Genomic DNA, 12,588 nt, shown 5'->3' with positions numbered 1-12,588 from the left:
CATCCTGGACATCGCGATCATGGCAACAAAACTCTCCCAGCCGCTGAAGTGGATCGTTCTCGCCGCCATCACCAGCGTCTCCGTGTTCGGCATCCTCACCATCGGACCCACGCCGGAAGTCGTCGCGCAAGACCGCTCGCCGATCGTCGACGTGCGCACCACCGATCCCGAGATGAACGCCGCGATCGCGCGCGCCCGCGGCACGCTGCCGACCTTCTGGGCCTCTTACGACGCGCCAAAATCGTCCGAGACCGGCCATTCCCTGAAAGTGCGCTTTTCGACCCGCAAGGGCGGGGAGCACATCTGGATCGCCGAGGTGAAGAAGCTGCCGAACGGGGCCTATTCGGGTTTCTTCGCCAACGAGCCGCGCGACCTGCCCGGCAAGCACGCGGGCGATGCGGTCAAGTTCAGCGAAGCCGACATCTCGGACTGGATGTTCATGCGCAACGGCAAGATCGTCGGCGGCGAAACCATCAAGCCGACACTGAAGTCGCTGCCGAAGGCGGACGCCGATGCGCTGAGGGCAAGGATGGAGCAGCCGTAAGTCTCTTCCCCTCTCCCCGCTTGCGGGGAGAGGGGAGGGTGAGGGGGAGTCTCCGCGGGGGCGGTGGCAGTTGGACTCGCGGAGAGTCCCCCCTCACCCGGATTGCATCTTCGATGCAATCCCCGGAATCCGCGCGTTCCGCGCGCATTCCGACCTCTCCCCGCAAGCGGGGAGAGGTGAAAAGGCGCCGTTTGCGGGTTGTAGGCCAACGTTGTAAGTCAACGTTGACTTACCTAGCTTGCAACGAACGACATGGCCGAGAAACCCAAAAAACCCCAGAAACTGAAGGCGCGCCTGCCGCGCGGGCTCGAGGATCGCGATCCCGCAGCGATCCGGGCGACGCGCGAGATGGTCGAGAAGATCCGCGCCGTCTACGAGCTCTACGGTTTCGAGCCGGTGGAGACGCCGGCGATGGAATACACCGACGCGCTCGGCAAGTTCCTGCCCGACCAGGACCGCCCGAACGAGGGTGTGTTCTCGTTCCAGGACGACGACGAGCAGTGGATCAGCTTGCGCTACGACCTGACCGCGCCGCTCGCGCGCTATGTCGGCGAGCGCTACGGCACCGATGGTCTGGTCCTGCCCTACCGCAGCTACCGGGTCGGCTACGTCTTTCGCAACGAGAAGCCCGGCCCCGGCCGCTTCCGCCAGTTCATGCAGTTCGATGCCGACACGGTCGGCTCGGCGACGCCGGCGGCGGATGCCGAGATCTGCATGATGGCGGCCGACACGATGGAGGCGCTCGGCATTGCGCGCGGCTCCTATGTCGTGAAGGTCAACAACCGCAAGGTGCTCGACGGCGTTCTGGAAGCCATCGGCCTCGGCGGCGACGAGAACGCCGCACGCCGCCTGACCGTGCTGCGCGCGATCGACAAGCTCGACAAGTTCTCCGCCGACGAAGTGCGCAAGCTGCTTGGTCCCGGACGATGGGATGGCGGTGAGGAAGGCAAGGGCGACTTCACCAAGGGCGCCAATTTGAGTGAGGCAGAAGCCGACGTCGTTCTCGCCATCACCAAGCCGCGCGACGATTGGAAAGAGGCGATTGCCGCGGCGGAAACCTACCTCGCCAAGAGCCAAGTCGGCCAGGCCGGCGTCAGCGAGCTGGAAGAGATTGCGAAGCTGGTGACGGCGTCGGGGTACGGCGCCGATCGCATCAAGATCGATCCCTCCGTCGTGCGCGGCCTCGAATATTACACCGGCCCCGTTTACGAGGTTGAACTGTTGCTGGAGACCAAGGACGAGAAGGGCCGCCCGGTGCGGTTCGGCTCGGTCGGTGGCGGTGGTCGCTACGACGGCCTCGTCTCGCGCTTCCGCGGTGAGCCGGTGCCGGCAACCGGTTTCTCGATCGGGGTGTCGCGCCTGCAGGCTGCGCTGACCTTGCTCGGCAAGCTCGACACGCGGCCCGAATTCGGCCCCGTCGTCGTCACCGTGTTCGACCGCGACCGCGTCGCCGACTATCAGAAGATGGTGGCATCCTTGCGCACAGCGGGCATCCGCGCCGAGCTCTATCTCGGCAATCCCAAGAACATGGGCAACCAGCTCAAATATGCCGACCGCCGCAACTCGCCTTGTGTGATCATCCAAGGCTCGGATGAGAAGGCGCGCGGCGAGCTGCAGATCAAGGATCTGATCGAAGGCGCGAAAGCCGCCGCCGCGATCGCCTCCAACCAGGAATGGCGCGAGACGCGGCCGGCGCAGTTCTCGTGCAGCGAGGCCGATCTCGTTTCAAAAGTGCGCGAGGTCCTCGCGCGCCATGACGTAAAGTGGGGATAGCCATTCCGGCAGGCCGTCATGCCCGGGCTTGTCCCGGGCATCCACGTCTTGTTTGATGCGCACCTTCATGAACGGCCGGGGTGTGCCCGGTCATCGCGACAGCAGGGAGAAGACAATGCCTGAGATCACCGTCAGCATGGCCGAGGGCCGCACCGACGAGCAGAAGGCCGGCATGATGCGCGACATCACCCAGGCGCTGGTGAAGAATCTCGGCGTCGACGCCGATGCCGTCGTCATCCAGATCAACGAAGCCCCGCTACGCCACAAGATGAAGGGCGGCAAGACCTTCGTGGAGCGCGCGGCGGCGGCGAAGAAATAGCCACTGCTCGTTCGGCAAATACAGGTGTCGTCCCCGCCTAGTGCGCAATTGCGCACGGGTGCGGGGACCCATAACCACAGGAAGTGGTTATCTGGCGAGCTGGTAACTCCGAGTCATCGCCAAACTCGATCCTGTGGTTATGGGTCCCGGATCGGCGCGCGCTTTAGGCGCGCTTGTCCGGGACGACACTGTGTATGAGGCCCCCTTGCGCCGCGCTGATCTTCTCGCGGAGACTGGACGGCCCTGCCGTGTCCAACGATCGAGAAGAGCGAGAACCATGTTCCTGATCGGCCAATATGATTCCCCCTTCGTCCGCCGTGTCGCGATTGCGCTGAAGCTTTACGGACTCGCCTTCGAGCACAGGCCGTGGTCGACCTTCGGCGATGCCGACAAGATCGCGCCGTACAACCCGCTGCGCCGCGTGCCGACCCTGGTGCTCGACGACGGCGAGGCGCTGATCGAGAGCGCCATCATCCTCGATTATCTCGACGAGCTCGTCGGCGAGGCGAAGGCAATGCTGCCGCGCGGCGGCGCCGATCGGCGCAAGCATTTGCGCATCTGCGCGCTCGCCTGCGGCCTCGGCGACAAGGCGGTGAGCCTGCTCTACGAGCGCGTGCTGCGGAAGGAGCAGCTCGCGCTGTGGGTCGAGCGCTGCCAGGCGCAGATTTTCGACGTGCTCGGTGTGCTCGAGGCCGAGCGCGCGAGGGTGACGACGCCGTACTGGCTCGGGATGCGCATCGGCCACGCCGATATCGCGGTTGCCTGCGTCACCCGCTTCACTCGCGAGGCGCATCCGCAGTTGTTCGATGCCGCGCGCTATCCGGCGTTGTCTGCCCATGCCGAACGCTGCGAGGCGCTGGCGCCGTTCAAGGAGATCGTGCAGCCGCTGGCCCCACCAAAGGGGTGAGTCTCCTCTGTCATTCCGGGGCGCGCCACTTGGCGCGAGCCCGGAATCCATAGTGCAGCGCGTGATGCGGACAAATGGATTCATCGGCGCGCGCTTTAGGCGCGCTTGTCCGGGACGACACTGTGTATGAGGCCCCCATGGACGCACGCGACTTCATCAAGGTCGGCATGAGCGCCGAGCGCACGCTGGTGGTGCCGGCCGAGCGCACGGTCGGGCATTTCGTGCCGGGCATGCCGATGGTCTATGCGACGCCCATGATGATCCTGGAGATGGAGATGACGTCGGGCGATGCGATCCGCGTCGCGCTCCAGCCGGGCTGGGTCACGGTCGGCACCGAGGTCGATATCCGTCATCTCGCAGCGGCGCTGGTCGGCGCGACGGTGCGGACCGCGGCCAAGGTCGTCGCGGTCGAGCGCCGCGTCATCCGCTTCGAGGTCGAGGCGTTCGAAGGCGCGCGCAAGCTCGGCGAGGGACGTCACGCGCGCGGGCTGGTCAATGTCGCGATGTTCAACAAGCGGCTGGGGGCGTAGCGGCAGCGCGCGGTGCCGTAGGGTGGGCAAAGGCGCAAAGCGCCGTGCCCACCATTCCTCCGTGATGGATACAGATCGTGGGCACGCTTCGCTTTGCCCACCCTACGGCACCTGTTTACTTCGCCAAATCCTTCGACCGCTGCGTCGCCGCCGCGATGGCGCGGATCATCAGTTCGCGCAAGCCCGGCTCGCCCATCAGCACGCCGAGCGCGGCGGCGGTGGTGCCGCCGGGCGGAGGTCACGTTCTGGCCGCGCAAGCCCGGCTCGCCCATCAGCACGCCGAGCGCGGCGACGGTGGTGCCGCCGGGCGAGGTCACGTTCTGGCGCAGCGTGGCGGAGGGGAACTCCGACTGATGCAGCAGCTCGCCGGAGCCGGCGACGGTCTCGCGGGCAAGCTTCGTCGCGAGCGCTTCGGGCAATCCGGCTTCGACCCCGGCGCGCGCGAGCTCTTCGGCGAGCAGGAACACATAGGCCGGGCCCGAGCCGGACACGGCGGTCACCGCGTCCATCAGGCCTTCATCCTCGACCCATTCGACTGAGCCGGTGGCGCGCAGCAATGCGTCGGCCACCGCGCGCTGAGCGGCGCTGACATTCTTTGCCGCGACTGCCACGGTGATGCCGCGGCTGATTGCGGCCGGCGTGTTCGGCATTGCGCGCACCACGGCACCGCCGATGACCTCTTCGAGCGAAGCGATCGTGGTTCCCGCCATGATCGAGACCACAGAGGTCTTGCCGGACACGAACGCTTTCAGCCTGGCGCCGGCCTCGCGGAACATCTGCGGCTTCACCGCGACGACCATGGTCTCGACGGTGCCTGCCGAGGTGACATCGGGATTGAGCGCGACGCCTTTTGCGGCCAGCGCGGTGATCTCGGGCGAGATGAAGGGATCGACCACCGCGACGCGGCGCGGGTCGAGCCGCCGGCCAGCCATCCGGTCAGCATCGCGCCGCCCATCTTGCCGGCGCCGGCGAGCAGGATGGTGCCGGTGATGTTTTGGAGAGTGCTGTTTGCCACTGCGATCACCCAAGCAAAAGGTGTCGTCCCTGCGAACGCAGGGACCCATAACCACAGGCGGTTCTAATGGATCGAGATGTTGGCAACAAGCCGCGTGCCACAAGGGATATCACGCGGTATGGGTCCCGGCGTTCGCCGGGACGACGGAGGAGGGAGGTGCGGCTCCCTCACGAAGCCTACGCCTCGCCCACCGTATCGAACATCGCAGCGTCCATGGCCTGCGCGGTGGTCTTACCGGCCCACACCACGAACTGGAACGCCGGGAAGTAGCGCTCGCAGGCATGGATGGCGCCGGCGAGCATGGCCTCGCATTGCGCGGTCGAGGCGGTGAGGCCGCCCGGCAGCACCAGCGCTTGGCGATGCATGATCATGCCGGTGTTGGTCCACAGGTCGAAATGGCCGATCCATAATTGCTCGTTGACCGCGGCGACGAGCCGCTGCACCTCGCCCCGGCGCGCGAGCGGAATCTTCATGTCGAACGCGCAGGCCAGATGCAGTGCCTCGATCTCGCCCATCCAGGTGAACGAGATCTGGTAGTCGGTCCATTGTCCCTTGGAGACAATGGTGAGTTCGTCCTCGCCGGAGCGTTCGAACGGCCAGTTGTTGCTGGCAGCGATATCCTCGACCACCGCGAGCGGGTGATTTCGGGAATCGATATTGCCTTCGAGCAGGGACATGCCGTCTCGACCTCTTACCTTCTTGTTGTCTTTGATACGCACGCGGTTGGGTCCGGCGCGCGCTCCCTAAACGTCGTCGATCCCGGGAGTCGCTTTCGCGATCTAGGATCGGCGCGGCCTGTCGCGGATCAACTGATGTGATTTGCGGAATCTGCGCAACTGGCTGCCGAGTCCGTCCACAAGCCAGGACTCCTTCGTCCACAGCTCATCTCTTGGCCACAATTCTTAACGACGAGAACAAACCGGAATCGGATTCCCTGAAAGCGCCAATCGTTAATTCCGCCGCGCGAGGGCCGGACCGCCATCGCGGCATGGGACCATGCGGTTTTCCCATGCGGAACACGCTTGCTGCGGCCCCGAACCGGCGTCATATTTCCTTTTAGGTCGCTCAATCCCGAGCGGCCGATGTTCTCAGGGCGGGGTGAAAGTCCCCACCGGCGGTAAGGGCCGAAAGGCCTAAGCCCGCGAGCGCCTTCCGCGAGGGTTATCCCGAAGGGAAGGGTCAGCAGATTCGGTGCAACTCCGAAGCCGACGGTCAAAGTCCGGATGAAAGAGAACGGTCGGTGGCAGACGCATCGCAAGGTGCGGCTGTTTGTCGTTCCGTGTGCCCTGATTCTGGTCCTTTGAAGGAAAGCCATGAATCAGATGTTGCAAGATCCCCAAACCGAAACGTCCGAAGCTATCCAACCGCCGGTTCCATCGAACCCGGTGACGGAGCATCCGCGCTTTGCCAAGCCGCAGCGGGTGGCCTTCGTGCAGGCCTGCTGGCACCGCGACGTGGTCGCGGAGGCCCGCATCGCCTTCATGAAGGAGGCCGAGGCGCGCCACCTCACCCATGTCGACGTGTTCGAGGTGCCGGGCTCGTTCGAGATCCCGCTGCACGCGCAGATCCTCGCCAAGACGCGGCGCTACACCGCGATCGTCGCGGCCGGCCTCGTCGTCGACGGCGGCATCTATCGCCACGAGTTCGTCGCCGACACCGTGATCAAGGCGCTGATGGACGTGCAGCTGCGCACCGAGGTGCCGGTGTTCTCGGCGGTGCTGACGCCGCAGCAATTCCACGAGACCGAGGTGCACTACGATTTCTTCCGCCGGCACTTCGCCATCAAGGGCGTCGAGGTCGCGGCGGCCTGTGCGGAGACGTTGCTCGGCCTCGAGCGCCTGCGCGGTCAGGTCGCAGCGGGGATTGTGTAGGGACGCAACGAGTCGCGCTTCTCATCCCGAGGAGCGCGACCCGTCACCCCCGCGCAATGGCGAAGCCATTGTCGCTGGAGGTGCTCGCCTCTTCGGCGAGCCTCGAAGGGCGACGGCCCGACTGCATCGGGGGCCGTGCATCCGTCGAGCTCCCCGTGAAGCGCTGTGCGCTTCACGGCTCGCACCTCAGGATGACGGATGAAACAGCCCCTCACACGCCGCTGATTGTCAATCCCGCCGCCGTCCCTGTAAGGTCGGCGGCGGGAGGAGGCCGTGCCGTGGAGACGGGGCGGCTGGCAAGATCATGTTCGAAGGACACGATCCCTATCTCGTCGCGCTCTCTGTGGCGATCGCGAGCCTGGGTGGCTATACCGGCTTTGCGCTTGCGGCTCGCATCCGCAACACGCCCGGCGTCAGCAACCGCGTGATGCTCGCGGGCGCGGCGGCGTTCCTGGCCGTCGGCATCTGGACCATGCATTTCGTCGGCATGCTGGCCGCGCCGCTGCCGCCCGACACGGTCTATCTGGTCCTTCCCACCATCATCTCCTTCCTGATCTGCGCGCTGGTGGTCGGCATCTCCTTGTTCTTCGTCTCGATCGGTGAGCCCAGCCTGAAGCGGGTGGCCTCATCCGCGGTCCTGCTCGGCGTCGGTATCGCCAGCATGCACTATGTCGGCATTCATGGGCTCGCCGGGTCGTTCGGCATCGTGCACAACCCGGCGATGGTGATGCTGTCGATCCTGGTCGCAATCGTCACCGCCTATGGCGGTCTGCGTGCGTTCCTGGCGCAGCAGGAGGGCGTCCGGCTGATTGTCAGCTCGATCGCATTCGGCATTGCCGTCTCCGGCATGCACTACACCGCGATGCTGGGCATGCATTTCGAGCCGCTGACCGGTCCTGCCCATCACCATCTCGGCGGCGGCCTTGCCGCGTCGCAGCAGATATTGTCGATCGTCGTGGCCGTGCTGTGCTTCGTGATCGCTGCCGGCTTCCTGCTCTCGCTGGTGCCGGATCGGCGGCAGACGGCAGCCTCTCCGGTGGCAGATTCGGTTTCGCCGCCGGTCGCTCCCGCCGAGCCGGTTATCCCGGCGGTGGCGCTGCGGCCAATGGGGCCACTCGGCGGCCTCGGCCAGCCGCCCCGCGCGCCGGCGCCGCGACTGCCAGTCGAGGGCGCCGACGGCACCCATTTCATCGACACCGCCAATATCCGCAGCGTCCGCGCGGATGCGCACTACACCCGCGTCCATGACGGCACCCGCGAGCGGATGTGCCCCTGGTCGATCTCGGAAGCGGAAGCCCAGCTCGATCCCTCGCTGTTCCTGCGGGTGCACCGCAGCCATATCGTCGCAATCCCCCATGTCGCGCTGGTTCGCAAAGAGGGTGACGGTGCCGTGCTCGAGCTCGACGGCCCCTCGCCGCACCGGGTGCCGGTCAGCCGGGCCAAGATCGCCGAGGTGAAGGCCCGGCTGGGGCTGGCGAACCGGCGGCAGGCGTAGAAGTCAGGAGGCGAGCTCTCTCGCTCCCTCGCCCCGCCTGCTCTTTCTTCGCCTCTTACGGGGAGAGGGTTGGGGCGAGGGGCCTCTCTCCACAGATGAGATCTTCGTTAGACCTGTACCCCCCTCACCCGGATTGCATCTTGCGATGCAATCCGACCTCTCCCCGCAGGCGGGGAGAGGTGAAGGGTCTCTCCCCCTGACGCAATTCGTGCTCTTCCACCCGCAATTCGTGCAAAAAGCCCGCCTTTGTGCCGCTCATGTTGCGGCTCGCCCCGCCGGGAGTGACCGTCCGTCCCAACGTCCGCGCCGTCACGCGCAGAGACGATCATGGGAGGAGACGATGATCCCGGGCTCATTCAGCTATTACCGGCCGGCGAGTGTCGCCGACGCCGTCAAACTTCTATCCGATCTCGGCGAGGACGCGCGGCCGCTGGCCGGCGGGCACAGCCTGGTGCCGATGATGAAGCTTCGGCTTGCCACCCCCGCCCATCTGATCGATCTGCACGGCATCGCCGCCCTCAAGGGCATCCGCCGCGACGGCAACAATCTCGTCATCGGCGCGATGACCACCCAGCATGAGCTGCTGGCCTCCGACGAGGTCGCCAAGGCGATGCCGATCCTGCATGAGGCTGCGCTTTTGATCGCCGACCCGCAGGTGCGCTACCGCGGCACGATCAGCGGCAATGTCGCCAACGGCGATCCCGGCAACGACATGCCGGCTCTGATGATGACGCTGGGAGCGACCTACCGCCTCGAAGGCGCCGGCGGCGCCCGCGACGTGGCGGCGGCCGATTTCTACCAGGGCGCCTATTTCACGGCGCTGGAGCCCGGCGAGATCCTGACCTCGGTCTCGGTGCCCGTGCCGGCGGCCGGCCACGGCTACGCCTATGAAAAGCTCAAGCGCAAGGTCGGCGACTACGCCACCGCGGCGGCCGCCGTCGTCCTCACCGTGTCCGGCGGCAAGGTCGCGACCTGTTCGATCGGCCTCACCAATGTTCACGAGACGCCGTTGCTGGCTGTCGATGCCGCCAAGGCGGTGATCGGCACCAGCCTCGATGCTGCGACCTTGAAGAAAGCCGCTACGGCAGCCGAAGCGATCATGGCGCCGGCCGCGGATGCGCGCGGGCCGATCGAATACAGAAAGCATGTCGGCGGCATCATGGTGACGCGGGCGCTGCAGCGCGCAGCAAGCCGAGCGAAATAAGGGAGGGATCGATGGCCAAAACACATGTGACCATGAAGGTGAACGGCGCCGAAGTCGAAGGCCTCGTCGAGCCGCGCACGCTGCTGGTCCACTTCATCCGCGAGAATCTCGGGATGACCGGCACCCATATCGGCTGCGAGACCACGCATTGCGGCGCCTGCACCGTCGATATCGACGGCATGTCCGTCAAATCCTGCACGATGTTCGCGGTGCAGGCGCAAGGAAGCGACATCACCACGATCGAAGGCATGGCCAATGCCGACGGCACGCTGTCGGCGCTTCAGGAAGGTTTCCGCATGATGCACGGCCTGCAATGCGGCTTCTGCACGCCCGGCATGATCATGCGCGCGCATCGGCTGCTGAAGGAAAACGCCTCGCCGAGCGAGCAGGAAATCCGGATGGGCATCTCCGGCAATATCTGCCGCTGCACCGGCTACCAGAACATCGTCAAAGCCATTCAATACGCGAGCGCCAAGATCAACGGCGTGGAATTCCGGGAGGCCGCAGAATGAACGACATGACTCCCACGCGGGAACAACGCGAAGCCGCACTCGAAGGCATGGGCTGCAAGCGCAAGCGTGTCGAGGACATCCGCTTCACGCAAGGCAAGGGCAATTACGTCGACGACGTCAAGCTGCCGGGCATGCTGCATGGCGACTTCGTCCGCTCGCCGCATCCGCACGCGCGCGTCAAGAAGATCGACGACAGCGAGGCGCTGAAGGTGCCGGGCGTGCTCGCGGTGATCACCGCCGAGACGCTGAAGACCGTCAACCTCGCCTGGATGCCGACGCTTGCCGGCGACGTTCAGATGGTGCTCGCCGACGGCAAGGTGCTGTTCCAGAACCAGGAGGTCGCTTTCGTCGTCGCTACCGACCGCTACGCGGCCGATGACGGCATCAACAAGGTCGTGGTCGAATACGAGCCGTTGCCGCCGCTGGTCGATCCCTTCAAGTCGATGGATCAGGATGCGCCGGTGCTGCGCGAGGACCTCGCCGGCAAGACCTCGGGCGCGCACGGCCCGCGCAAGCATCACAACCACATCTTCGAGTGGACGGTTGGCGACAAGGAGCTGACCGACGCGGCCTTCAACAAGGCCGAGGTCAAGATCAAGGAGATGATCTCCTACCACCGCACCCATCCGTCGCCGCTGGAGACCTGCCAGTGCGTCTGCTCCTTCGACAAGATCAAGGGCGAGCTGACGATCTACGGCACCTTCCAGGCGCCGCATGTGATCCGCACCGTGGTGGCGCTGATCGCGAAGCTGCCGGAGCAGAAGATTCACGTCATCGCGCCCGATATCGGCGGCGGCTTCGGCAACAAGGTCGGCGCCTATCCCGGCTATATTTGCGCGGCCGTGGCCTCCATCGTGACAGGCAAGCCGGTGAAATGGGTCGAGGACCGCATCGAGAACCTCACTGCGACCTCGTTCGCGCGCGATTATCACATGACCACCGAGATCGCCGCGACGAAGGAGGGCAAAGTCACGGGGCTTCGTGTCCACGTGCTCGCCGATCACGGCGCGTTCGATGCCTGCGCCGACCCGTCGAAATGGCCGGCCGGCTTCTTCAACATCGTCACCGGCTCCTATGACTTCCCGACCGCGCATCTGGCGGTGGACGGCGTCTATACCAACAAGGCGCCCGGCGGCGTCGCCTACCGTTGCTCGTTCCGCGTCACGGAGGCCGCCTATTGCATCGAGCGCGCCATGGATATCCTGGCGCAGAAGCTCAACATGGACCCGGCGGAGCTGCGGCTGAAGAACTTCATCAAGACGGAGCAGTTCCCGTATCACTCGGCGCTGGGCTGGGAATACGATTCCGGCGACTACCACACCGCCATGCGCAAGATGATGGAGACGACCGGCTACGCCGCGCTCCGGAAGGAGCAGGCGGAGAAGCGCGCGGCGTTCGCGCGCGGCGAGACCCGCGAGATCATGGGCCTGGGGGTCTCCTTCTTCACCGAGATCGTCGGCGCCGGGCCGTCGAAAAACTGCGACATCCTCGGCATCGCGATGTTCGACTCCTGCGAGATCCGCTTGCACCCGACCGGTGCAGGCATCGCGCGCATGGGCACCAAGAGCCAGGGCCAGGGTCACGAGACCACCTGGGCCCAGATCATCGCGACCGAGATCGGCATTCCCGCCGACAACATCATGGTGGAGGAGGGCAACACCGACACCGCGCCCTACGGGCTCGGCACCTATGGCTCGCGCTCGACGCCGGTGGCCGGTGCGGCAATTGCGATGGCTGCGCGAAAAATCAAGGCCAAGGCGCAGATGATCGCGGCCTACAAGCTCGAGGTCCATGAGGACGATCTCGAATTCGACATCGACGGTTTCCGGGTGAAGGGTCTGCCGGAAAAATTCATGTCGATGAAGGATATCTGCTGGGCAGCGTACAACTCGGTGCCGCCGGGCATGGAGCCGGGGCTGGAAGCGGTCAGCTATTACGATCCGCCCAACATGACCTATCCATTCGGCGCGTATCTCTGCGTGATGGATATCGACGTCGACACCGGCGTGTACAAGATCCGGCGTTTCTACGCGCTCGACGATTGCGGCACCCGCATCAACCCGATGATCATCGAGGGACAGGTGCATGGCGGCCTCACCGAAGCCTTCGCCATCGCGATGGGCCAGGAGATCCGCTACGACGAGGCCGGCAACGTCGTCACCGGCTCGTTCATGGACTTCTTCATGCCGACCGCGGTGGAGACCCCGCATTGGGAAACCGATTTCACCGTCACCCCGTCGCCGCATCACCCGATCGGCGCCAAGGGCGTCGGCGAAAGCCCGAATGTCGGCGGCGTGCCGGCCTTCTCCAACGCCGTGAATGATGCGTTCTCGTTCCTGGGCTCGACGCACATCCAGATGCCGCACGATTTCTGGCGCAACTGGAAGGCGGCGAAGGATCTGGGCGCGGTGGCGTAAC

At 65.4% G+C, this 12,588-nt stretch carries 11 protein-coding genes, 1 pseudogene and 1 riboswitch; of the genes and pseudogenes, 10 read left to right on the top strand and 2 right to left on the bottom strand.

The window, feature by feature from the left end; translation table 11 throughout:
* Nucleotides 1-19 precede the first annotated feature (19 nt).
* From FOM02_RS14200 to FOM02_RS14180, 5 genes are all read left to right on the top strand, one after another.
* On the top strand, nucleotides 20-544 hold the full coding sequence (locus tag FOM02_RS14200) for a YegJ family protein (protein WP_027563035.1): 525 nt from the start codon (nucleotides 20-22) through the stop codon (nucleotides 542-544).
* Between the two features lie 252 nt (nucleotides 545-796).
* Nucleotides 797-2,317 carry a histidine--tRNA ligase gene (gene hisS, locus FOM02_RS14195; RefSeq protein ID WP_027563034.1) on the top strand — a complete coding sequence of 507 codons (1,521 nt, stop codon included), beginning with the start codon at nucleotides 797-799 and terminating at the stop codon, nucleotides 2,315-2,317.
* Nucleotides 2,318-2,432: 115 nt separating this feature from the next.
* A complete protein-coding gene (locus FOM02_RS14190; protein ID WP_008144861.1) occupies nucleotides 2,433-2,636 on the top strand; it encodes a tautomerase family protein in 204 nt (67 codons plus the stop codon).
* A gap of 277 nt (nucleotides 2,637-2,913) precedes the next feature.
* On the top strand, nucleotides 2,914-3,543 hold the full coding sequence (locus tag FOM02_RS14185; RefSeq protein ID WP_027561228.1) for a glutathione S-transferase family protein: 630 nt from the start codon (nucleotides 2,914-2,916) through the stop codon (nucleotides 3,541-3,543).
* A gap of 137 nt (nucleotides 3,544-3,680) precedes the next feature.
* Complete coding sequence (locus FOM02_RS14180) at nucleotides 3,681-4,073, top strand: thioesterase family protein (RefSeq protein ID WP_027563033.1); 393 nt, start codon at nucleotides 3,681-3,683, stop codon at nucleotides 4,071-4,073.
* Nucleotides 4,074-4,188: 115 nt separating this feature from the next.
* Here the strand turns inward: FOM02_RS14180 and proC are convergent.
* Both proC and FOM02_RS14170 read right to left on the bottom strand, forming a co-directional pair.
* A pseudogene (proC, locus tag FOM02_RS14175) lies at nucleotides 4,189-5,028 on the bottom strand (pyrroline-5-carboxylate reductase).
* Between the two features lie 236 nt (nucleotides 5,029-5,264).
* Nucleotides 5,265-5,765 (bottom strand): YbjN domain-containing protein, encoded by a 501-nt coding sequence (locus FOM02_RS14170; RefSeq protein WP_027563031.1) that lies wholly within the window; start codon nucleotides 5,763-5,765, stop codon nucleotides 5,265-5,267.
* Nucleotides 5,766-6,168: 403 nt separating this feature from the next.
* Nucleotides 6,169-6,327, top strand: a riboswitch (FMN riboswitch).
* 74 nt (nucleotides 6,328-6,401) lie between these two features.
* Between FOM02_RS14170 and FOM02_RS14165 the strand changes: the two genes are divergently transcribed.
* From FOM02_RS14165 to FOM02_RS14145, 5 genes are all read left to right on the top strand, one after another.
* The gene (locus FOM02_RS14165; RefSeq protein WP_027563030.1) at nucleotides 6,402-6,959 is read left to right on the top strand and encodes a 6,7-dimethyl-8-ribityllumazine synthase; all 558 of its coding nucleotides are present in this window, start codon (nucleotides 6,402-6,404) and stop codon (nucleotides 6,957-6,959) included.
* Nucleotides 6,960-7,263: 304 nt separating this feature from the next.
* Nucleotides 7,264-8,454, top strand: coding sequence for an MHYT domain-containing protein (locus tag FOM02_RS14160; protein ID WP_027563029.1), 1,191 nt, complete (start codon nucleotides 7,264-7,266; stop codon nucleotides 8,452-8,454).
* A 340-nt stretch (nucleotides 8,455-8,794) separates the two neighbouring features.
* Complete coding sequence (locus FOM02_RS14155; RefSeq protein WP_265441841.1) at nucleotides 8,795-9,658, top strand: FAD binding domain-containing protein; 864 nt, start codon at nucleotides 8,795-8,797, stop codon at nucleotides 9,656-9,658.
* A gap of 11 nt (nucleotides 9,659-9,669) precedes the next feature.
* A complete protein-coding gene (locus FOM02_RS14150) occupies nucleotides 9,670-10,170 on the top strand; it encodes a (2Fe-2S)-binding protein (RefSeq protein ID WP_027563027.1) in 501 nt (166 codons plus the stop codon).
* Nucleotides 10,167-12,587, top strand: a complete 2,421-nt coding sequence (locus FOM02_RS14145; protein ID WP_027563026.1) for an aerobic carbon-monoxide dehydrogenase large subunit — start codon at nucleotides 10,167-10,169, stop codon at nucleotides 12,585-12,587. Before FOM02_RS14150 ends, FOM02_RS14145 begins: the two co-directional genes overlap by 4 nt.
* The last annotated feature ends 1 nt before the right edge of the window (nucleotide 12,588 follow it).

Source organism: Bradyrhizobium sp. SEMIA (genome assembly GCF_014844175.1).
In the GTDB taxonomy this organism is placed as follows: domain Bacteria; phylum Pseudomonadota; class Alphaproteobacteria; order Rhizobiales; family Xanthobacteraceae; genus Bradyrhizobium; species Bradyrhizobium arachidis.
This window is presented reverse-complemented; position numbering and strand designations above follow the sequence as displayed.